Here is a 22506-nt window from a genome sequence, read left to right as displayed (position 1 = left end):
ATCATCATGCTAGACGAACAAACCATTCTCGACCTCGCTGCGCAACTCGATCACGCGGAAAAGACCCGCACGCAGCTGCGCCATTTTTCCACGCAGTATCCAGAGATGACCGTACAGGACGGCTACGCGATACAACGCGCGTGGGTCAAGCTGAAACTCGCCGAAGGCCACGTAATCAAGGGCAGGAAGATCGGCCTGACGTCGCGCGCGATGCAGCGCTCGTCGCAGATCGACGAACCGGACTACGCGCCACTGCTCGACAGCATGTTCATCGAAAGCGGCCAGGACATTCGCGTGGATCGCTTCATCGCGCCGCGCGTCGAAGTGGAACTCGCGTTCGTGCTGAACAAACCGCTGAAGGGCCCCGGCGTCTCGCTGTTCGATGCGCTCGACGCGACCGCGTACGTGAGCCCGGCCGTCGAAATCATCGACGCGCGCATCGAGCAGTTCGATCGCCAAACACGCGCGCCGCGCAAGGTCCATGACACGATCTCCGACTTCGCCGCGAACGCGGGCGTCGTGCTCGGCGGCAGGCCGGTGCGTCCGCTCGACGTCGACCTGCGCTGGGTCGGCGCGTTGCTGTACAAGAACGGCGCGGTCGAGGAAAGCGGGCTCGCGGCGGCGGTGCTCAACCATCCGGCCACCGGCGTCGCGTGGCTCGCCAACAAAATTGCTCCGCATGACGAATCGTTGAATGCGGGCGACGTGATCCTGAGCGGCTCGTTCACGAGCCCGGTTCCCGCCCGCGCGGGCGACACGTTCCACATCGACTATGGCCCGCTCGGCGGCATCGGTTTGAATTTCATCTGAACGCATCAATATGTCCTTGCCGAAAAACCCCTTCAAGCGCGCACTCGCCGAAGGCAGACCGCAGTTCGGCCTGTGGGCCGCGCTCGCCGACGCCTATGTGACCGAGCTGCTCGCCACCGCCGGCTTCGACTGGCTGCTGATCGACAACGAGCACGCACCGAACGACGTACGCAGCACGCTGTCGCAATTGCAGGCGGTCGCCGCGTATCCGTCGCATCCGGTCGTGCGGCCGGTACGCAGCGACGCCGCGCTGATCAAGCAGTTGCTCGACATCGGCGCGCAAACGCTGCTGCTGCCAATGATCGACACGGCCGCGCAAGCGCTCGATGCGGTCGCGGCCACGCGTTATCCGCCGCAAGGCATTCGCGGCGTCGGCAGCGCGCTCGCGCGTGCGTCGCGCTGGAATCGCGTGCCCGACTATCTGGACACCGCCGCCGACGAACTGTGCGCGATCGTGCAGGCGGAGACCGTGCAGAGCCTCGATAATCTCGTGGAGATCGCGCATGTGGATGGCGTCGATGGCGTGTTTTTCGGGCCGTCGGATCTGAGCGCGTCGATGGGATTGCTCGGCAAGCCGGGCGACGCGCGCGTGCGCGACGCGATTCGCCACGGCATCGACACCGTGCGCACCGCTGGCAAGGCAGCGGGCGTGCTCGCCCCTGATCCCGCGCTGGCGGCCGAATATCTGGCGGCGGGCGCGACCTTCGTCGCGGTCGGCACGGACACCGGCTTGCTGAGCCGCGCGGCCGCGGACCTCGCCGCGTCGTACAAGAACCTGGCGGCGAGCGCGCCGCAGGTCAAAGGCGGGTATTGAAGCGAAAGCCTTTCACTTCCCCTACTCGCCCGCCGGCCAAGGCAAGCCTCGCGCCGACCAATCCAGCTCGACCCCCATCACACAGCGCCCGCTCGCCAGCTGCACGGCAAGTGTCACCGCGATGCACGGCCGTCCGCTCGCGAGCGACAGATAAGGATTACTGGTGATCGCCTCGCCGGGAAGCAGCACCGCATTGCGGAAGTAAGGCCGATGATCCCAGCGCGCATCGCGCGGATTCGCGACCGGCTGCAGCGACGCCGCGTCCTCGCACCACGCCGGCCCGCGCACCTCGTGACCGATCTGGCGGCCGGTGTCGTTGAGGATGAAACAGCTGATGCAACGCTTGAAGGTGGCGAGCAGCGCGAACGCGTCGTCCATCATGGCGCCGGCGCGCAAGCCGTCGGCCGCGCGCCGCAGTTCGAGCCGGTACGGCTCCATTTCGGATTCGAACAACGCATGCTGATGCGCACGGCCCTGCGCGATCACGTCGAACGCATCGTCGATCTGGCGATGCACCGACTCGGGCGGCGCGATCTCTGCCGCGGGCCGCCCGAGCAGATAGCCCTGCGCGAAATCGACATTCGACTCGACCGCGAGAATCAGCTCGTCGGCCGTCTCGACGCCTTCGACGACCACCAGCATCCCCGCCTGGTGCAGCAGCGACACGAGTTTCGGCAGGATCGGCTGCTGCGTGCCGTACGTAGTCGCGCGAATCAGCTCGCCGTCGAGCTTGACGATGTCCGGCCGGATCCGCAGCAGCCGGTCGAGATTCGACTGGCCCGCGCCGAAGTCGTCGACTGCGATCAGGAAGCCGTGCTGGCGATAGCGCGCCGCCGCGCGCGACATCTCGTCGACGCTGCCGCCATGCGATTCGAGAATCTCCAGAATCACGCGCTCGGGTTCGAGCCCTGCGACGCGCACGATCTTCGTCAACTGGTCGGCGTAGCCTTCGGCGACGAAGGTGGACGGCAGGATGTTCAGGAACAGCCACGCGTCGCCGGGCAGCGCGCGACGCGCGTTGCCGAGATGCACCGCGTGGCTCGCGCGGTCGAGCGCGCCTTCGTCGCTCGACGGCTTCGGCGCGAACATCACGACCGGCGGCACCAGCGTGCCGTCGTCATGCTCTCCGCGCAGCAGCGCCTCGAAGCCGACCTGCTTCTGATGCGATAGGCTGTAGAGCGGCTGAAAGTGCGAAATCAGATAGAAGTCTTCCCAGCGGTAACGCGCCGCGTCGGCGCTCGGGTCGCCGAACGGTGACTGCAGCGCCTCGAACGGCAGCGCGCGCTCCGCGCAGACACGGTTGCGGCCCGTCTGCTTCGCGCGCAGCAACGCTTCGTCCGCGCGATCGAGCAGCATCATGAAGCTTTCGCCGCGCCGATGCTCGGCGACGCCGAAGCTCGCGGTCAGATGGCCGTCCGGCCGTTCGATCCCGGCGATGTCGAGGCGCAGCCGTTCGGCGAGCTGCAGCGCGCCGGTGAGATCATTGTCGAGCAGCAGCGCGAATTCCTCGCCGCCGATGCGGCTCACGCTTTGGTAGAGCGCAACCGCGTTCTTCAGCACCTGCGCGACCTCGAACAGCGCATGGTCGCCGACCGCATGACCGAAGCGGTCGTTGAGCGACTTGAAGCTGTCGATGTCGAGAAAGATCGCGCTGATCTGCGCCCCTGGCGCCAGCGTCTCGAGGCGTCCCTCCGCGTGCTTGACGAACGAGCGACGATTTTGCAGGCCGGTCAGCGGATCGGTCGCCGCGAGTTGCGCGAGCTGGCTCTCGAGCAGAAAGTGATTGCGCCGGAAACGGTAGAAGCCGAAATGGAATACCACCGCCGTCGGCGCACCGATCGCGATGACCCACGTCCACACGGCCGCGTCGACCTCGGGCGCATGAGCTTTGCCGCGCAGCAGCGCGATGGCCGCCGCGTAGAACACCACGCTGCCGGTGACGAAATGCGCGGGCGTGAGCCATAGCGGCGCCGCGCAGATCGGTATCACCACGAATGCGGGCAATAGCCACGGCAACGGATACGCGAGGCCCTTCGCATTCAGCACGAGCCCGGCGATCAGCACCAGTTCGTACGCGACGCCGATCGCGCCGAACAGCGCCGTCGACTTCGCGCGCGGGATCGCCAGCACCAGCAGCGCGAGCAGGAGCGCGCACAGCAGCCGGTACGCGAGCGGCCCGGCCGGCGCGCCGACCAGTTCGCGCGCCGTTACCATGCACAGGAACGCAACCACCGTGAAGCCCATCGTCACGAGGGAAAGCGGCCGCTGATGGTCGAGCGAGCGCCGGTGAAAGCGCTCACGCATGCTTGGCTCGGGCAGGTGCTGCGTCGGGATGGCAGACATAGATGGCTGATCAGGGTTTCCGGTCACTCCGCCAATAGTTATCGGCAAACGTTCGATAAACATTTATGGCTAACGTAACACGACGTATCAATTCGGCGCCTGCGTGCTTGAAAGTCGTGCTGCTTTCCCACTGTGCGATCCGGCAATCCGGTCACCGGCCGGGCCGCGCTACGCCGCCATCACCCGATCGCGCCCCGCGGCTTTCGCCGCGCACAACGCACGGTCGGCGCGCGCCATCATCTGCGCGAGCCGTACATGGCGCCGCGCGTCGTGTGGCCGAGGCACAGCAGCAGCGCCGCTGTCGCGAGAAAGTAGAAGCTGTAGCGCGGCCGGTTGGCCGCGCGTCCGGTCAGCATCAGCAGACCGAGCACCCCATAGAGGCTCGCGTGATAGGCGGACACCAGCGCGACGCGCGCATTTAAGTTCCGCGCGTCGAAGGTCCAGTAGACCACGCCGACCAGCACGAACAGCAGCCCCACATAAGCGGGCCACGGCCGCGAGCGCGTTGGCGGCGATCCAGTAGTTGACACCCGGAATCTTCGCGCGCCTTAGCGACAGCAGCACGGCCATCGCCATTGCGTCCGCCAGAATCGTGACCAACAGAATAATGAGTGGATTGAGCATTGCAAATAATTTGAATCGAATGACGCCGCGCCGATCTTTCGCGCGACTCACCATCCGCCGAATGCATGAATAAAAGACTAAAGCTCAAAGCAGGCCGGATTGCCGGCTAATACACATATCACATATGGTTCCGCAAGCCTTTTCGCGCGCCAGGCGAAGATTAACCTTTCAATTTCTTTTAAGCAGCAAAAATTACGCAATTCCTGTGTCTCGATTGCGCGTTCATTAACGTATAAGCCGAGCAATTGAAAGTGGCTAAAAGCCTGTGTCTTAAGTAGACTTCTCATGATGTGTGCCGGGCACCCTGGACAACCCGGTAGAAATGACGTAATCGGCGCCCGATTGCCGAACGACTCCGATGCTCAATGGCTGTCACGTTCGCGATGCGCAACGGGCCGCGACCACTTCCGGAAAACATGGTCCCAATTCTCAACTATCTGCTCGAACGCCAAATCTCGCCGCAATGGCGCGGCATGCTGAGCGCGCTGGCGAGCGAGTTCGAAGCGCAAATCGGACACGACGAACTGCGCCAGCTGATGCATCGCGTCGGCAGCCGTTTCGCGCTCGCGTGTCCGCTGCCCGCCTGCGCATCGACGGCCGAGCTCGAGCAGGTGTTGAATTCTTACTGGCATCAGATGGATTGGGGTTACGTCGCGCTCGCCGATGAGGCGGAGTCGCTGCGCATCATTCACTATTGCGCGCCGCTGCCCGCCTTCGGCGAATCGGCGCTCACCTGGACGCCGGCATTTCTCGAAGGCGCCTATCAGACGTGGTTGAGCGCGTTGGGCGCGCAGGGTTTGTCGGTCGTGCAGACGAGCGCGTTCGGCGAGGACAGTTCGCTCGAATTCCGCCTCGGCCGTCACCCCGCCTGAGCACCAGCGGTTCTGCACGCGTACATGCGAACGAGTGTGCGACGGCGATACAGCCGCCACGCAGGATCAGGGAAGGCAGTTCAAATAAACAGCACCCCGAGCAGTCGGTTTGGGGCCATGCACGGTATGTAACAGACGACGGCATCATGAGTTCATCGAGCGACATCGAAAAACTGTTCGAGCAATTTGGCGGCGACGCCAACGCGTACCAGGAGATCGGCCGCGAGAACGACGCGCGCACCGCGCGCACTCGTTGGCCGCTGCTCGTGACGCTCGATCTGACGCAACCGGCCATTCCGGCAATCGGCCAGCTTCGCGACGCGAAACCACAGCCGCCTATAACCGTGGCGCCACGGGCCGTCGTCCACGAGGACACGACACCGAAGGACATGGCATCCATGACGCGCGCGAAGGCACCGCTGTTCACGCGCCCGCACCGGCGTGACATTCCACCGGTACCTGTGGCCGCAGCCCAGCCCGCTGCGCCGAGCGGCGCGTCACGCTTCCGCACGGCTGACGAACTCGATGAGGCGGCCGCGCAAACGATTGCGCCTGTCGCGCCAAGCGCGACACGCCCCGCCGCGCCCGCTTATGGCAGCGCGAGCACGGCACCGGCATCGTCGATGCCACCGCCACCAGCGCCGCAACCCACCTATACGGCCCAACCCGCGCAACCGGCCCAACCGCCGTCGATCCTCGGCAAGATGTTTGCGGCGCAAACCCCGAGCGCGCCGCCGCAAGCGGCCGCGCCCGCGTCGCTGAACTCGGTGTTCGACCGTCTGCGCGGCACGTCCGCCCAAGGCACGCAGGCACCCGCCGGCACCGCGCGCGGCGGCTTCGCCTCGTGGCTCGCCAACGGTCCGCGTCGCTCATGAAAGTCATTGCCGTGGTGTCCGCCAAAGGGGGGGTCGGCAAGACCACCCTCGCCGCCAATCTCGCCTCCGTGCTCGCCAACAGCGGCCGGCGTGTGATTGCACTCGATCTCGATCCTCAGAACGCCCTGCGGCTGCACTTCGGCGTGCCGCTCGACAGCATCGACGGCCTGTCGCGCGCGACCCTCTCGGGCAACCCGTGGCAAACAGTGATGTTCGACGGCATCGACGGCGTGACCGTGCTGCCGTACGGCGCGCTGCTGGAGGACGACCGCCGCCGCCTCGAGGCGCTTATCGACCAGCATCCGCAATGGCTCGCGCAGTCGCTGCAGCACCTGCGGCTCGATGCGTCCGACATCGTGATCGTCGATACGCCGCCCGGCTCGTCGACCTACGTGCGAACCGCGCTGAGCGCGGCCACCTTCGCGTTGAACATCGTGCTCGCCGACGCCGCGTCGTACGCGGCGATCCCGCAGATGGAGCGGCTGATCGAAACCTACGCGGCGCCGCGCGCGGACTTCGGCGGCGTCGGCTATGTGATCAACCAGATCGACCAATCCCGCCAGTTGACCAAGGACGTGCTGAAGGTGCTGCGTCAGATGCTCGCCGGCAAGGTGTTCCCCGGCGTGATCCATCTCGACGAAGGCGTCAGCGAAGCGCTCGCCTGCGACACCACGCTGATCCATTACGATCCGCTGAGCCAGGCCGCCGCCGATTTCCGCGCATGCGCCGCCTGGCTCATGGCGGCGCTCGACGCGATCGCCGCCCAGCCCAGGAACGTCGCATGAGCAATCCAGCCTCCTCGCGCGAGCCCGAGGGCGGCGAGCCGTCGCGGTTCCAACGCTTCATCGACGCAAGCTTCTGGAACAGCCGCATCGTCACCGGGCTCGTCACGATGCTCGCGCTGTACATGCTGTACTTCGTGTTCACGGTGCCGCTCGAGTTCTATCAGCAGCTGACCTTCGCGACCCTGTGCTTCGTGCTCGCGCTGCTGTTTCGCCGTCGGCCCGGCCGCTACGCGACGATGGTGATGATCATGCTGTCGATCGTCGCGTCGGGCCGCTACATGTACTGGCGGCTGACCGAAACGACATACTGGGAGCATCCGCTCGACGCCGCCTGGGGTTTGCTGCTCGTGTCCGCCGAGCTCTACTCGACGATCGTGCTGATGCTCGGCTACTTCCAGACCGCGTGGCCGCTCAAGCGCAAGCCAATGCCGCTGCCCGCCAATCGCGACGAATGGCCGACCGTCGACGTGTTCATTCCGACCTACAACGAGCCGCTCGCCGTCGTGAAGCCGACCGTCTACGCGGCGCTCGCGCTCGACTACCCGGCCGACAAGCTGTCGATCCACGTGCTCGACGACGGCCGCCGCGCCGAGTTCAAGGCGTTCTGCGAGGAAGTCGGCGTGAACTGGACGATCCGCACGCACAATCGCCACGCTAAGGCCGGCAACATCAACGAGGCGCTGAAGATCACGAGCGGCGAGTACCTCGCGATCTTCGACTGCGATCACATCCCGACCCGCTCGTTCCTGCAGATCGGCCTCGGCTGGTTCCTGCGCGACAAGCTGCTGTCGATGCTGCAAACGCCGCACCACTTCTTCTCCGCCGACCCGTTCGAGCGCAACCTCGGCACTTTCCGCAAGGTGCCGAACGAAGGCGAGCTGTTCTACGGCCTCGTGCAGGACGGCAACGATCTATGGAACGCGACGTTCTTCTGCGGCTCGTGCGCGCTGCTGCGCCGGAGCATGGTCGACGAGATCGGCGGCATCGCGGTGGAGACCGTCACCGAGGACGCGCACACCGCGCTGAAGCTGCACCGCCTCGGCTACACCACCGCGTATCTGGCGATTCCGCAGGCCGCCGGCCTCGCGACCGAAAGCCTGTCGGGCCACATCGGCCAGCGCATCCGCTGGGCGCGCGGCATGACGCAGATCTTCCGCATCGACAATCCGCTCACCGGCAAGGGGCTGAAGATCGGCCAGCGGCTGTGTTACCTGAACGCGATGATGCACTTCTTCTACGGCGTGCCGCGTCTCGTGTTCCTGACCGCGCCACTGTCGTATCTGTTCTTCGGCGCGCATGTGATCGAAGCGGCGGCCAGCACGATCGCGATCTACGCGCTGCCGCACATGATGCACGCGAGCATCACCAACTCGCGGATGCAGCGCCTGTTCCGCCATTCGTTCTGGGCCGAGGTGTACGAGTCGGTGCTGGCGTCGTACATCACCGCGCCGACGCTGCTCGCGCTGATCAACCCGAAGCTCGGCAAGTTCAACGTGACGGCCAAGGGCGGCGTGATCGAGAAGAGCTACTTCGACTGGTCGATCTCGCGGCCGTATCTGTTCCTGCTGCTGCTGAACCTGCTCGGTTTCCTCGCCGGTCTGGTGCACATCTACATGAACTGGCACGTGCGCAGCATCGTCGAGACCACACTGCTCAATCTCGCGTGGACCAGCTACAACATGCTGATCCTCGGCGCGAGCGTAGCCGCCGCGAGCGAGCGCCGCCAGATCCGCGCGGTGCCGCGCGTCGCGATGAAGATGCCGGTGATGCTGAAGTTCTCGACCGGCCGCACGCTCGCGTGCGAAACGCTCGACTACTCGGAAGGCGGCGTCGGCGTCGCACTGCCCAGCACCATCGAAGTGCCGATGCAGGAGCGCGTGACCGTGTCGCTGTTCCGCGGCGACGAAGAGTACGCGTTCCCCGCCACCGTCAGTTTTACCGAGCCGGGCCGCGTGGGCCTGCGCTTTTCGTCGATGTCGCGCGAACAGGAGTACGAGTTCGTAAAGACCACCTTCGCGCGCGCGGACGCGTGGACCGGCTGGGCCGAGGGGCGCGAGCACGACACGCCGCTGCGCGGTCTGTCGCACGTGCTGAAGGTCGGCGTGCGCGGCATCGCGGGGCTGTTCGAACATCTGTACGACGACTTGCGCAGTTCGTTCAAAAGCCGTCCCGCGGACGTCAAGAAGCTAAAAACCAAAGACTGATCTATGGGCTACCGGATGGCCACGAACAATATCGAACGCCCGGCTCACGGGCGCAACAGCACTGGACCGCAATCGCGCCTGTCTGCTTGTCACGGCTTGCGACACTCGCGGCGAATCATGCGCGGCGTCGCCTGCTGGCTCGCGCTGCAGACCGCGCTGGCGTCGTTCGTGCCGCTCGCTGAAGCGGCCACCCCTGCTGCCGCCGCGGCCAAACCGGCGTCGGACGCGGCGGCACCCGCCGGCGCGCCGCAAACCCCGCAAGTCGCGACCGACGTCGGCAACGTGCCCGCGCCGAGCGCGGCGGTGCCGTTCGATCCGAACGCGATCGCCCAGGGCCAGCTCGCCACGCCGACGCCCGCCCTCGCGGCGGCGTCCGTCAAGGCGCTCGGCGTGCGCACGCCGACCACCGCCGAGCCCGGCACGCTGGTGCCCGGAGGCCGCCGCCGGACGCTGACGTTCGCCGACTTCGGCGCGCTCGACCCGCTGCAATTGCGCGGCGTCGACGGACAGAACGGCATCGCGTTCTCGGTGCGCGGCGACGAGGTCGTGACCGGCGCGACGCTGCATCTGATCTACAGTTATTCGCCCGCGCTGTTGGCGAACCTGTCGCAGCTGAAGGTGCTGGTCAACGGCGAAGTCGCGGCGACACTGCCGCTGCCGCACGAGCAGGCCGGCATGCTGGTCGCGCGCGAGATCACGATCGATCCGCGCTTCATCACCGACTTCAACCATCTGAACCTGCAGCTGATCGGCCACTACACGACGGCCTGCGAAGACCCCGCGAACTCGTCGCTGTGGGCGACGATCAGCAACGCGAGCTCGCTCGACCTGACCTACTCGTCGCTCGCGACGAAGGCGGAGCTGGCCGCGCTGCCGCAGCCGTTTTTCGACCGCCGCGACGTGCGCCGCCTCGAGCTGCCGTTCGTGCTCGCGCAGAAGCCGGGCAACGGCACGCTCGAAGCCGCCGGCATCGTCGCGTCGTGGTTCGGCTCGCTCGCCGGCTATCGCGGCGCGGTGTTTCCCACCCAGCTCGACAACGCGCCGCTGTCGGGCAACGCGGTCGTGTTCGCGACCAGCGACCAGCATCCGGCCGGCGTGACGATTCCCGAGATCACCGGGCCGACCATCGCGGTGGTCGAGCGCGACGCGAACGCGCGCGGCAAGCTGCTGCTCGTGCTCGGCCGCAACGAGGCCGAGCTGAAGACCGCCGCGAAGTCGCTCGGGATCGGCCATAGCGCGCTGTCCGGCGCGAGCGCCACGATCACGTCGCTGAACGAAATTTCGCCGCGCGTGCCGTACGACGCGCCGAACTGGCTGCCGACCGACCGCGCGGTGCGCTTCGGCGAGCTCGCCGATCCGAAAGACCTGACCGTGTTCGGCTACGACGCCGACGCGGTGCGCATCAACATGCGGGTGGCGCCCGATCTGTTCATGTGGCACACGCGCGGCGCACCGATCGATCTGCGCTACCGCTACACGGTGCGGCCGGCGCGCGACCGCTCGTCGCTGAACATCAGCGTGAACAACGGCTTCGTGCAGGCGCTGCCGATTCCGGCGCGCGCTGCGTCGGTGTTCGACCTGAGCCGCTACTTCAACCTCATCATGCCCGACGGCACCGCCGACGCGCGCCGCAATATCCGCATCCCGCCGCTGCTGATGACGCCGCGCACACAGCTGCGGCTGCACTTCTACTACGACATCCCGAACACCGGCGAATGCGCGGGCCGCCTGCTGCAGAACGTGGTCGGCGCGATCGATCCGAACTCGACGATCGACCTGTCGTCGTTCCCGCACTACATGGCGCTGCCCGATCTGGCCGCGTTCGCCAACAGCGGCTTTCCGTTCACGCGGATGGCGGACCTCTCCGAGACCGCCGTCGTGCTGCCGGACGACCCGGACGCGAGCGACTACGGCCTGTATCTGCTGACGATGGGCCGGATGGGCGAATCGACCGGCTATCCGGTCTCCGGCGTGACCGTCACCCATGCGGCCGACGTCGACCGCCTCGCCGACAAGGACCTGCTGGTGTTCGGCGCGCCTGGCAAGCAGCCGCTGTTGCAGCGCTGGTCGAAGTCGATGCCGTTCTCCAGCGACGGCGCCGCGCACACGTTCCAGCTCACCGACCTCGTGTTCAAGCTGCGGGACTGGTGGCACGGCGAGCGCGGCGTCGAGCGCACGCCCGCGCGTGCCGATCTGACGATGGTCAGCTCGAACGGCGCGGCGCTGCTAACCGGCTTCGAGTCGCCGCTGCAGCGAGGCCGCAGCGCGGTTGCGCTGATCAGCGCGGCCGGCCCGTCGGATGCCGATCTGTCCGCCGCGCTGCTCGACGCCGACGTGCTGCCGAAGATTCAAGGCGCGATGGCCGTGATCCATGGCCGCGCCGTCACCATCACGTCGAACGGCACCGCATACTACGTGGGCCGTCTGTCGCCGCAGGAGTATCTGCGCTGGGCACTGTCGTCGCATCCGCTGCTGCTGTTGCTCGGCGGCGTGCTCGCCGCGCTGATCATCGCGGCCTTGTGCTACCGGACGCTTCGCGCGATCGCCGCGCGTCGACTGAAGGACTAGGGTCTGTTTACATATGGAACGCACGTGCGAATGCCCGCTATCGGCCGTCCCCCAAGGGGACTTCCTTCGGGGCGCAGGGCAAGGAGTAAGGAGCGCTGCGTGGCCGCGCCACGTGAGCGACGCGCGACGCCGCCATGCGGCCGATAGCGGGCATTCCCCTGAAATGAAATCCAGGCAATGGGGTTGCCGCGAGAAGGGCCGCTCGCTGCGTCATGCTCCTTGCGAATACGTCGAGTATTCGCGGCGTCGCAGTCCTTGCGAGCGGCCCTTCTCGCGGCAACGCACGTGCGTTCCATATGTAAACAGACCCTAATGGAACGGATATGACTCGTATGCGGTTTCGGATCAGCAGAAGAACCTCTTTTGCGCTGGCGCTCGGTATCGGCATGACGGCGTCGGCCAGTCTGGCGGGTTTGAGCGGCGCCGCTCGGGCCGCGCAGAACGGCGCTGCATGCGGCGACTGGGGCGCCTGGCAAAGCTTCGTGCAACGCTTCGTCCAGGCCGACGGCCGCGTGATCGATTACTCGACGCCGGCCCAGCAGACCACCTCGGAAGGTCAGTCCTACGCGCTCTTTTTCGCGCTGGTCGCCAACGACCGCGCGACCTTCGACAAGCTGCTCGGCTGGACCCGCGCGAATCTCGCGGGCAATCAGTTCGACGCCCAGAACCTGCGGCTGCCCGCATGGCAATGGGGCAAGAAGCCGGACGGCTCGTACGGCGTGCTCGATCCGAATTCGGCGTCGGATTCCGACCTCTGGATCGCCTACGATCTGCTGCAGGCCGGCCGCCTGTGGCACAACCCCGCCTACACGCAACTGGGCCAGGCACTCGCCGAGCGCATCGCGCACGACGAAGTCGCGAATCTATCTGGCCTCGGGCCGATGCTGCTGCCGGGGGCGCAGGGCTTCAGGAACGGCAACGTCACGCGTCTGAATCCGAGCTATCTGCCGCTGCCGGTGTTGCGCGCGCTCGCGCACGAGCTGCCGGACGGCCCGTGGGCCAAACTCGCCGACAACGCTTATCAGTTCGTCAAAACCGTGTCGCCGCAAGGCTTCGCGCCTGACTGGGCGGCGTGGCAGAACGGTCGGTTCGTCGTCGATCCGAAGAACGGCGACGTCGGCAGCTACGATGCGATCCGCGTCTATCTGTGGGCCGGCCTCGCTTCGCCCGCCGATCCGCTCGCGAAACCGTGGCTCGGCGCGCTCGGCGGCATGCGCGCGAAGGTCGCGCAGAACGGCTTCCCGCCGGAGAAGGTGTCGTCGACCACCGGCGCGTCGAGCGGCGAAGGCCCGCTCAGCTATTGGGGCGCGCTCGCGCCATACTTCAAGACACTGGGCGACGAGCACGGACTCGGCCTCGCGCGCACGCGGCTCGCCGCGCTCGACGCGAACGTTCCGGGCCGTGAACCGGTTTACTACGATCGTGTGTTGGGTCTGTTCGGCACGGGGTTCATCGATGGCCGCTATCGCTTCGATGAAGCCGGCAGTCTCGTGCCCGCCTGGAGGACCGCATGCGATTGAACGCCCTCGCCGTGTCGCTGCGTATCGCGCTGTCCGTCGGCGCGGTCTTGTGCGCGGCCGCGGCCGCGCCCGATGCGCTCGCGCAGGCGAGCAAAGATCCGCTGACCGTGCTGATCGATCAGGGCAAGTACTGGCAGTCGCATCAGCGCGGCGACCTCGCCGAGCAGGCCTGGCAGAAGGTGCTCAGCATCGATCCGAAGCAGCCCGACGCCCTGTTCGGCATGGGCATGGTGCTGGCCGACCGCCAGGACGGCGCCGGCGCGCAGCAATACCTCGCGCGGCTGAAGGCGGTCGCGCCGAATTATCCGAATCTCGATGAGCTCGGCCGCCGCCTTGGCGAAACGAGCCCGCGCGACCAGACCATCAGCGAGGCGCGCCGGCTCGCGCAAGCCGGTCAGAGCGCGAGCGCGGTGCAGGAGTATCAGCGCGCGCTGGCCGGCAAGCCCGCCACGCCCCAGTTGCAGCTCGAGTATTACCAGGCGCTGTCGGCGACGCCGCAAGGCTGGGACGAAGCACGCCGCGGCCTCGAACAGCTCGCCCGCGACAACCCCAACGACCCGCGCTTCGCACTCGCGTACGCGCAGCATCTGACCTATCGCGACGTCACGCGGCGCGACGGTATCGCGCGGCTGCAAAAGCTCGCTGGCGACACCTCGGTCGGCGCGGCGGCGAAAAAGAGCTGGCGCCAGGCGCTGCTGTGGCTCGACGCGCGGCCCTCGGACGCCGCGCTGTACGAGTCGTACTTCCAGACCGCCGGTGAAGATGCCGCCGTGAAGGCGCGCTTCGAATCGATGGTGCAGCAGGACAGCGCGGCACGCGCCCGCGCGCAGGAAAACGCCGCCGCCGACGCGCGCGGCCGCGCGATCGCCGACGGCTTCGCCGCGCTCGACCGCGACGACATCGTGAGCGCGCGCGCCAGGTTCTCGTCGGTACTCGCGAACAGTCCTAACGATACCGAGGCGCTCGGCGGCATGGGCATCGCCGCGCTGAAGCAGGAGCGTTTCGCCGAGGCGCGCAACTATCTCGAGCGTGCCTCGCGCGGACCGAATCCGGCGCGCTGGAAAACCGCGCTCGACAGCGCGACCTACTGGACCTACACGAGCGAAGCGATCGGCGCGCGCAGCAATGGCGAGTTCGCGAAGGCGAAGGCACTGTTCGAGCGCGCGATCGCGCTGAATCCGTCCGACGTGACTGCCCAGGTGCAGCTCGGTGAAATGCTGCTCACGACCGGCGACCCGGCCGGCGCCGAGCAGGCATACCGGATGGCACTGCGCCGCCAGGCCGACAACCCGGACGCGATTCGCGGCCTCGTCGGTGCGCTCGCCGCGCAGGGCCGTGCCGACGAGGCGCTGCAGTTCGCCAATCAGCTGAACGCGCAGCAACAGGCGAAGGTCGGCGGCATCGACCGTTTGCGCGGCGACGCGCAGGCAGCGCAGGCGCGCGCGGCCGAAGCGCGCGGCGATCTCGGCAGCGCGCGCAGCCTGTTCGAAGACGCGCTGCTGAACAAGCCCGACGATCCGTGGCTGCGGCTCGACCTCGCGCGCATCTACGTGCGCCAGGGCGCGGTCGCGAATGCGCGCAGCATGATGGACGGTCTGCTCGCCACGCATCCAGACATGACCGATGCGCTGTACGCGAGCGCGCTGCTGTCGGCGGAAACGCAGGACTGGTCGACCGGTCTCGCGCAGCTCGACCGTATTGCGCCCGCGCAGCGCACCGATGCGATGACGACGTTGCAGCATCGGCTGTGGGTGCATCGGCAGGCCGACCTCGCGACGCGCATGGCGAAGAACGGCCAGACGCAGCAGGCCATCGCGACGTTGCGCGCCGCCGAGCCGGTGGCCGGCAACAACCCCGAGCTGATCGGCGTGATCGCCGGCGCCTACCAGCAGGCCGGCGACCCGACCCGCGCGCTCAGCCTCGTGCGCGGCGCGATGAGCGCGGCGCCCGGCAACACCGATCTGCTGCTGCAATACGCGGGCATTCTGTCCGCGGCCAACCAGCAGGCCGAGCTCGGCGCCGTGATGCGCCAGTTGCAAGGCATGCAACTGACGCCGCAGCAGCGCACTGACTTCAACAACCTGAATCTCGGCATCGTCATCCGACAAGCCGACGCGGTACGCCTGCGCGGCGATCTCGCGAGCGCCTACGACGTGATCGCGCCGTGGCTCGCCGCGATGCCCGACAACCCCGACCTGCAGGCCGCGCTCGGCCGCATGTATGCGAGCGCGGGCGACGACCGCAACGCGCTCACGAGCTTCCGCGTCGCGCTGCAGCGCCGCCCCGACGATCTGAATCTGCTGCAGGCGGCGATCTCGGCCGCGGCCGGCGCGAAGCAGTTCAGCTACGCCGAAACCCTCGCGAACCAGGCGCTCGCCCTCGCGCCCAACGACCCGGGCGTGCTCGCGACCGTGGGGCGCATGTATCGCGCCCAGGGCAAGCTGTCGCTCGCGTCGACCTATCTGCAACGCTCGCTGGTCGCGGCCAACACGCCGCTGGCGGCGAACGCGCCCCGCAACGCAGGCACCAACGTGCCGCGCGGCTGGGAAGCGGCGATGGGCCAGATCGGCGCGACGCCGCTGCCGGGCACCAATCCATTCGAAGGCAAAACGGCGATCGTCCCTTCGGGCGACGCCGACAATGCCGCGCGTCCCGCGCTTCCGTTCCTGAATACGCAGTCTTCCTCGCCGACGCAGACCGTGCCGAACTATCCGCCGCCCCTTCAGCCCGCGCCGTATGTCGCGCCCTATACGGCGCCCGCCGCGACGCCTTATAACGCGCCTGCCGCACAGCCCGCGCCCGTCGCCGCACCGTACGGAGCGCCCCGCTCCGCCGCCGAGGTCGGCGGCTACGGTCAGGAATCCAACGGATCGAGCCAGTCGGGCGCGCCGTTGCAGCCTTATCCGGGACAAGGCCAGGTGCCCGGGCAGCCGATGCCGCGGCAGCAGTACGATGCGGGCTATGCGCAGCAGCAAGCGTATCCGCAGCAGCAGCCTTACCCGCAGCAGCAAGCGTATCCGCAGCAGCAAGCGTATCCGCAGCAGCAGCCTTACCCGCAGCAGCAAGCGTATCCGCAGCAACCGGCGTACGGGCAACCCGGATACGGACAGCCGGCAAACGGGCAGCAGCCCTACGGCGCGCAGGACGGCTATGCGGCCACACCGTGGCCTATGTCGCCGGCCGCGCGCCAAGCGCAGGCCAACGCCGCGTCGACGACGCCGCTGCCGTACGGATCGACACGCGCGAGCACGCAGAAGAGCGCAAAGAAGAGCACGGCGAAAACGAGTCAACCCGCGCCGGTCTACGCGCAGCAGCCGCCGCCGTATCCGCAGCAGCAGGGCTACGCGCAGCCGTATCAGCCGTACCCGCCGCAACAGCCCTATCAACAGCAACCTTCGAACCAGGGCTACTACGCGCAGCAGCCGTACATTCCGCAACCGCCGGCCGGCTACGCGCAGCCGTACTACCCGCCCGGCAGCAACGCGCAGAACAACCCGCAGTCGAACGTCGCGAACGCGCAGACGCTCGGCGTCGCCGAGGAGCTTGCGCAGGTCAATCGCGAGCAGTCGAGCACCGTGTCGGGCGGCCTGATCTTCCGCAATCGCGTCGGCGAGGACGGGCTGTCGTCGCTCACCGACATCGAGGCGCCGATCCAGGGGCGTATCAAGGCGGGCAACGGTCACGTGGTCGTGACCGCGACCCCGGTTACGCTCGACGCAGGCACCGCGTCGAACAGCACGTCGACGCTCGCGCGCTTCGGCGCGGGGCTTTCGACCGCGTCGTCGAAATCGGCGGCGCAGAACGGCACCAACAACTACGGCAGCCAGACCGCGAGCGGTGTGGGCCTGTCCGTCGGCTACGACAGTCGCAGCATCAGCGGCGATATCGGCGTGACGCCAATCGGCTTCCGCGAGACCAACATCGTCGGTGGCGCGCAATACAACGGCGGCATCACCGACAAGGTCTCGTACTCGATCGCGGTCGCGCGGCGCGCTGTGACGGACAGCCTGCTGTCGTACGCGGGCGCGCGCGATGCGGCCGCCGGCCTCGAATGGGGCGGCGTCACGTCGAACGGCGCGCTTGCCAGCCTCAGCTGGGACGACGGCACGAGCGGCCTGTACGTGAACGCGTCGTATCAGCACTACATGGGCACCAACGTGCCGAGCAACAACGCGATCAAGGGCGGCGGCGGCGTCTACACGCGTCTGCTGAAAGACGCCGACCAGACGCTGACGGTCGGCGTGAACACGACGATCATGGGCTACAACCGCAATCTGTCGTACTTCACTTACGGCCAGGGCGGCTACTTCAGTCCGCAGCAGTACGTGATCCTGAATCTGCCGGTCGAATGGTCGGGCCGCGCGGGCCTGTTTACATATGACGTGAAGGGTTCGATCGGCGTGCAGCATTATCGCGAGGATGCGTCGAACTACTTCCCGCTGAACGACGGCTCGACGCGGCAAGGCGACGCTGCCGCCGCCGCGCAATCCCTCGGCAACGGTCTGACCGCCGTCTACCCGGGTCAGAGCAAGACCGGCGTGTCGTATTCGATCAGCGGCGTCGGTGAATATCAGCTCGCGCCGCAGCTCACGGTCGGGGCGACAGCGTCGCTCGGCAATGCCTATGAATATCGCGAGTGGCTCGCGGCCGTGTACGTGCGCTACAGCTTCAACAAGCAGACCGGCTTGCAGCCGTTCCCGCCGGTGCCGTTGACGTCGCAGTATCTGTCGCTGTCCAACTGACGGACGCACTCGTTGGGTGAGGTCGCGGCTTGCATTCGATGAATCGCAAGCCTGGTCGCCCCCGGCCTCACTTTCGTTCGCACTCCATTGCATAGCGCCGGCCATGCTCGAGATAGCCGGCCTCGTGGCTGCTCACGAGCTCGACGGTGCTGGTCCACAGCCAGCCAGGCGCGTCGAGCGTATTCGAGCGTCTTCGAGCGATTGCGCCGCAGTTCGGCAAGCCATGCGGCGTGCGCGGAGCGCGTCACTTCCGCGTTACGTCGCCGGGTCGGGCGCGGCTGTCGCGCGGCGGGTTTGGGGTGTGGATATCGTGTGATGTTTTTCTTCGCCATCGTACGGTGCGTTCCATTGAAGTTCGAAGCTCGCGCAGGAATCGGGGACGGCAGCACGATTCGCACCTGACCGTGGGCACGACCACACCCTACGCGAAGGTATCGAGCCACGCCGGAAATGCGGGCGCTTCTTCCGCTTTCGCCGCGCAGCAAACGCGTCTCGCGGTAAATGTTGCCCACGCATCGAACGAGGTGCCAAATTGGTAGGGTTTCGGACACGGTTGCTTACCCGGCAAAACCCCCAAATAGCCTCTGCGATGCATCAACGATAAGGCGTTGTGACCTACAATATTTTGGGGTTCGCGAGGCTGCGCAACGCGCGCGAACCCTCGAAGCTTCGGTCAAGAGCCAATCATTTTCGACGTGATTTCACGTGGAGCGCTGCATGCCTTTTCCGGCACAAGACTGCGGCTGCGCTGGCTGGCGCGGCGAGATGGCGCGACGCATCAGCGAATTCGACTGGCGCGCAACCACCCTCGGCGCCATCGAAAACTGGCAGCGCAGTCTGACCTCGACGGTCCAGATGATGCTCGCCTCGCCGGTGCCGCTCGTGCTGTTGTGGGGCGAGCCCGGCTACATGATCTACAACGACGCCTATGCGGTCTTTGCGGGCGGGCGGCATCCGTATCTGCTCGGCCGTCCGGTCGAAGACGGCTGGCCCGAAGTCGCCGATTTCAACCATCACGTGATGGTCACCTGCCTCGCGGGCGGCTCGCTGTCGTATCGCGACAAGGCGCTCATGCTGCTGCGCGACGGCAAGCCGGAAGACGTGTGGATGGATCTGTACTACAGCCCGGTCGCGGGCGACAGCGGCGCGCCGGCCGGCGTGCTCGCGATGGTCGTCGAGACCACCGGGCGCGTGCTGACCGAGCGGATGCGCCAGCAAGCCGAAACCGAATTGCACGAGACCAACGAACGCCTGCAACTCGCTTTGAACACCGGCGCGGTGCTCGGCACCTGGGTGCTCGACGTGCGCACCGGCGAGGTCACGGGCGACGAACGCTTCGCGCGGACCTTCCTGTTTGCGCGCGATAAAGCGTCGAAGGGCGTCGCGCGCGATGCCGTGACGCAGATGATCCACCCCGACGACCAGGCGCTCAACGACCGCCTGACCGCCGAAGCGATCCGCAGCGGCGAGCCGTTTCGCGCCGAGTACCGAATCCGGCGGCCTGATGGCGGCTATATGTGGGTACAGGCGAACGGCCGCTGCCAGTTCGACGAACACGGCGAACCGACGCGCTTTCCGGGCGTGCTGATCGACATTCACGATCGCAAGATCGCCGAGCAGCAGCTTCTTCAGTTGACCGAAACGCTCGAGCAGCGCGTCGCCGATTCGATCGCGGCGCGCGCGCTCGCCGAGGAACAGCTGCGCCAGGCGCAGAAGATGGAAGCGATTGGCAGCCTGACGGGCGGCGTGGCGCACGACTTCAACAACGTACTGCAGGTGATCAACGGCAATCTGCAGATGCTTGCCGCCGACGCCGACGACGACCCGCTCACGCAGCGGCGTCTATCCGCCGCGACCGATGCCGTCAAACGCGGCGCGAAGCTCGCCGCGCATCTGCTCGCGTTCGCGCGGCGTCAGCCGCTGTCGCCGACCGTGCTGAATCCGCGCCGCCTGCTGACCGGCATGAGCGAGATGCTGCATCGCGCGCTCGGCGAAACGGTGCGGATCGACACGGTGCTCAGCGACGATCTGTGGAACGTGCAGGTCGACCGCAACCAGCTCGAAAACGCGCTGCTCAATCTCGCGATCAATGCGCGCGACGCGATGCGCGCCGACGGCGTGCTGACCGTGCGCGCGACCAACCGCACGCTCGACGCCGCGTTCTGCCGCGGCAAGCCGGAGTTGTCGCCCGGCGAATACGTGGAGTTCTCGGTTGCCGACACCGGCTCGGGCATGCCGCCCGAAGTGCTGCAACGCGTGTTCGAGCCGTTCTTCACGACCAAACCCGACGGCCACGGCACCGGCCTTGGCCTGTCCATGGTGTTCGGCTTCGCGCGGCAAAGCGGCGGGCATGTGTCGATAGAAAGCGAAGTGGGACACGGCACCACGGTGTCGCTGTTCTTTCCGCGCTGCTGCGAGGCGGAGACGCCGGAGACCGTCGATGGCACCGCGGCACCGGGCGGCGGCGGCGAAACGATACTCGTCGTCGAGGACGATGCCGACGTGCGGCTGACCGCGGTCGAAATGCTCGCGCAGCTCGGCTACAAGGTGCTGACCGCGTCGAACGGCGACGCGGCGCTCGAATTCATCGACAGCGACGTGCCGATCGATCTGCTGTTCACCGACGTCGTGATGCCCGGCAAGCTGAAGAGCGTCGAGCTCGCGCAACGCGCGGCCGCGCGCACGCCACCGCTGCCTACGCTGTTCACATCGGGCTATACGCGCGACGAAATCGTCCACCACGGCAAGCTCGACGCCGGTATCACGCTGCTGTCGAAGCCGTACCGGCGCGACGATCTTGCCCGTCTGGTGCGTAACGTTCTACGCGCGGGCGCCGCGCGCGCGGACCACGCGGCCGGGATGCGCGAAGCGCGTATCGCCGCATGCGTGCCGCCCGCCGCGTACGAAAGCGCCAACACGTACGCCACTGCGAAGGGCCCGCGGAGAGCGTCGAACAAAGAGCCAAAGAAAAAGCCGCAACAGCCGATCCAGCCGCGTGCGGCCCACGAAGCCGCGCGCGTGCTGTTCGTCGAGGACGACACCGAATCGCGCGAGGCGCTCGGCGAACTGCTCGGCGCGTTAGGCCTCGCTTGCACCGCGGTCGCGAGCGCGGAAGCAGCGTTGCCGCTCGCGAACACGCAACGCTACGACGTACTGTTGACCGACCTCACGCTGCCCGGCATGTCCGGCCACGAACTCGCGCGCGCGGTGCGGCGCGTGCAGCCGGAGATACGCGTGCTGCTGGTGTCGGGCTACGGTCGCAGCGCGGAGATCGGGGCGGCGATTCCGGGTGCACGGCTACTCGGCAAGCCGCTCGATATCGCGCAGTTGCGACACGAGTTCGCGCAATGGCTCGACCACACCGAAGCGGCGTCCTAGTCCCGAAGAGATCAGCGTCAGCTCCTTCAACGTGGTCGCGGTAATCCCCGGCGCGTCGCAGATGAAGGTCAGGAAAGCAACGCTAGCATCATCGGACGCGAAGCAATCCGCGGTTCAGCGGGCCAAACCCCGCGTAAATCCGGAATTAGAAGGAACCGCCCAAACCGTAAGATCGACATAAACCGGTCAGTCAGGTGTTCGCGGCATGCTAGATCTTCCTCTTTCCCGATGACGCCTGGGCGCGCATCAGTCATCTGTTCAAGCAGGACCCGAAGAAACGTCTGGGCCGGCCCGCGCGTCCTCCGCGCGAGATCCTGGACGCGATTCTGTGGGTCGTCACGCGCAACGAGAAATGGCATCGGCTACCCGGCACGTTTCCGCCGTCGCAGACGTGCTACATCAGGTGGCTGCAATGGCGCCGCACGGGCTTGATGAGCGCGATTCTCGACGAGCTCGGCCTGAGCGGTTGCGCGCTTGCATCCGCGTCTCGCGCGGATTCGGCGCCTCCGGCGGGGTCGACTGCCGACGCCTGAAATCGCGGCCTGGAATGGCATATATTGTTGGTAAGGATGAGTACCGCAACGGCGCGGCCCCGATCTGCATCAGCCGCGCGGGTGCAGGTATGATGCCGGGCGCGGTGCCCGCCGCACCCGCTTCCGATGCCGCATTTTTTGCCACGAGAACCATCATGCCTGCCCAACACGACGAAGCACCCGGCGCTCACGACACGACGGACAAGCCGAAGCGCAAAACGCTGTCCATGTCCGTGCGCAATCTCCTGATGGTCGCCATTGGCGTCGTGATGTTCGCGATCGTGTCGGGCGTCGTGCTGTACAACCCGATCATGTACGGCGACGAGATCCCGAACTTCGGCATCATCCTGATGCTGACGGTGCCGGTCATCGCGGGCGTTGCGTTTCGGGTCGGGCTCGACGCGTGGCTCGATCGCGAGTGAGCGGCAAGAACGCCAC

Annotated in this window: 14 protein-coding genes; 12 read left to right on the top strand and 2 right to left on the bottom strand. The window is 66.8% G+C overall.

Going from position 1 to position 22506, the window contains the following annotated elements; translation table 11 throughout:
- Positions 1-6: 6 nt before the first annotated feature.
- Both hpaH and hpaI read left to right on the top strand, forming a co-directional pair.
- Positions 7-810, top strand: coding sequence for a 2-oxo-hept-4-ene-1,7-dioate hydratase (gene hpaH, locus OKW41_RS09145; RefSeq protein WP_429572261.1), 804 nt, complete (start codon positions 7-9; stop codon positions 808-810).
- A 10-nt stretch (positions 811-820) separates the two neighbouring features.
- Positions 821-1624: a 4-hydroxy-2-oxoheptanedioate aldolase gene (gene hpaI, locus OKW41_RS09140; RefSeq protein ID WP_429572260.1), complete on the top strand. Its 804-nt coding sequence runs from the start codon at positions 821-823 to the stop codon at positions 1622-1624.
- Positions 1625-1645: 21 nt separating this feature from the next.
- Here the strand turns inward: hpaI and OKW41_RS09135 are convergent, their stop codons facing one another.
- Together OKW41_RS09135 and OKW41_RS09130 are read right to left on the bottom strand one after the other, a co-directional pair.
- Positions 1646-3967, bottom strand: a complete 2322-nt coding sequence (locus OKW41_RS09135) for an EAL domain-containing protein (protein ID WP_429572259.1) — start codon at positions 3965-3967, stop codon at positions 1646-1648.
- 236 nt (positions 3968-4203) lie between these two features.
- The gene (locus OKW41_RS09130) at positions 4204-4497 is read right to left on the bottom strand and encodes a hypothetical protein (protein ID WP_429572258.1); all 294 of its coding nucleotides are present in this window, start codon (positions 4495-4497) and stop codon (positions 4204-4206) included.
- Between the two features lie 510 nt (positions 4498-5007).
- Between OKW41_RS09130 and bcsD the strand changes: the two genes are divergently transcribed.
- The 10 genes from bcsD to OKW41_RS09080 all read left to right on the top strand — a co-directional run bounded on the left by bcsD (position 5008) and on the right by OKW41_RS09080 (position 22490).
- Complete coding sequence (gene bcsD / locus OKW41_RS09125) at positions 5008-5463, top strand: cellulose biosynthesis protein BcsD (protein WP_429572257.1); 456 nt, start codon at positions 5008-5010, stop codon at positions 5461-5463.
- A 146-nt stretch (positions 5464-5609) separates the two neighbouring features.
- Positions 5610-6338, top strand: coding sequence for a cellulose biosynthesis protein BcsP (gene bcsP, locus OKW41_RS09120; protein ID WP_429572256.1), 729 nt, complete (start codon positions 5610-5612; stop codon positions 6336-6338).
- Positions 6335-7123, top strand: coding sequence for a cellulose biosynthesis protein BcsQ (gene bcsQ / locus OKW41_RS09115; RefSeq protein ID WP_429572255.1), 789 nt, complete (start codon positions 6335-6337; stop codon positions 7121-7123). Before bcsP ends, bcsQ begins: the two co-directional genes overlap by 4 nt.
- Entirely contained in the window at positions 7120-9327 is a 2208-nt protein-coding gene (gene bcsA, locus OKW41_RS09110) for a UDP-forming cellulose synthase catalytic subunit (RefSeq protein ID WP_429572254.1), read from the top strand. The genes bcsQ and bcsA overlap by 4 nt, the downstream gene beginning before the upstream one ends.
- 3 nt (positions 9328-9330) lie before the next feature.
- Complete coding sequence (gene bcsB, locus OKW41_RS09105) at positions 9331-11895, top strand: cellulose biosynthesis cyclic di-GMP-binding regulatory protein BcsB (RefSeq protein WP_429572253.1); 2565 nt, start codon at positions 9331-9333, stop codon at positions 11893-11895.
- 332 nt (positions 11896-12227) lie between these two features.
- Positions 12228-13415 (top strand): cellulose synthase complex periplasmic endoglucanase BcsZ, encoded by a 1188-nt coding sequence (gene bcsZ / locus OKW41_RS09100; RefSeq protein ID WP_429572252.1) that lies wholly within the window; start codon positions 12228-12230, stop codon positions 13413-13415.
- Complete coding sequence (locus OKW41_RS09095; protein ID WP_429572251.1) at positions 13406-18157, top strand: cellulose synthase subunit BcsC-related outer membrane protein; 4752 nt, start codon at positions 13406-13408, stop codon at positions 18155-18157. Before bcsZ ends, OKW41_RS09095 begins: the two co-directional genes overlap by 10 nt.
- 717 nt (positions 18158-18874) lie before the next feature.
- A complete protein-coding gene (locus OKW41_RS09090) occupies positions 18875-21535 on the top strand; it encodes a response regulator (RefSeq protein WP_429572250.1) in 2661 nt (886 codons plus the stop codon).
- A 212-nt stretch (positions 21536-21747) separates the two neighbouring features.
- A complete protein-coding gene (locus OKW41_RS09085; RefSeq protein ID WP_429573372.1) occupies positions 21748-22068 on the top strand; it encodes a transposase in 321 nt (106 codons plus the stop codon).
- Between the two features lie 155 nt (positions 22069-22223).
- The gene (locus OKW41_RS09080) at positions 22224-22490 is read left to right on the top strand and encodes a hypothetical protein (RefSeq protein ID WP_018424948.1); all 267 of its coding nucleotides are present in this window, start codon (positions 22224-22226) and stop codon (positions 22488-22490) included.
- Positions 22491-22506 lie beyond the last annotated feature (16 nt).

The organism is Paraburkholderia sp. UCT70, assembly GCF_050434085.1.
Taxonomy (GTDB): Bacteria; Pseudomonadota; Gammaproteobacteria; order Burkholderiales; family Burkholderiaceae; genus Paraburkholderia; species Paraburkholderia tuberum.
Note: the sequence above shows the minus strand (reverse complement) of the source record. Positions and strands in the feature narration are given on the sequence as shown.

Coding starts and splice junctions, on each gene's coding strand:
- hpaH (WP_429572261.1), top strand. CDS start 7: ATGCTAGACGAACAAACCATTCTCGACCTCGCTGCGCAACTCGATCAC.
- hpaI (WP_429572260.1), top strand. CDS start 821: ATGTCCTTGCCGAAAAACCCCTTCAAGCGCGCACTCGCCGAAGGCAGA.
- OKW41_RS09135 (WP_429572259.1), bottom strand. CDS start 3,967: ATGTCTGCCATCCCGACGCAGCACCTGCCCGAGCCAAGCATGCGTGAG.
- bcsD (WP_429572257.1), top strand. CDS start 5,008: ATGGTCCCAATTCTCAACTATCTGCTCGAACGCCAAATCTCGCCGCAA.
- bcsP (WP_429572256.1), top strand. CDS start 5,610: ATGAGTTCATCGAGCGACATCGAAAAACTGTTCGAGCAATTTGGCGGC.
- bcsQ (WP_429572255.1), top strand. CDS start 6,335: ATGAAAGTCATTGCCGTGGTGTCCGCCAAAGGGGGGGTCGGCAAGACC.
- bcsA (WP_429572254.1), top strand. CDS start 7,120: ATGAGCAATCCAGCCTCCTCGCGCGAGCCCGAGGGCGGCGAGCCGTCG.
- bcsB (WP_429572253.1), top strand. CDS start 9,331: ATGGGCTACCGGATGGCCACGAACAATATCGAACGCCCGGCTCACGGG.
- bcsZ (WP_429572252.1), top strand. CDS start 12,228: ATGCGGTTTCGGATCAGCAGAAGAACCTCTTTTGCGCTGGCGCTCGGT.
- OKW41_RS09095 (WP_429572251.1), top strand. CDS start 13,406: ATGCGATTGAACGCCCTCGCCGTGTCGCTGCGTATCGCGCTGTCCGTC.
- OKW41_RS09090 (WP_429572250.1), top strand. CDS start 18,875: ATGCCTTTTCCGGCACAAGACTGCGGCTGCGCTGGCTGGCGCGGCGAG.
- OKW41_RS09080 (WP_018424948.1), top strand. CDS start 22,224: ATGCCTGCCCAACACGACGAAGCACCCGGCGCTCACGACACGACGGAC.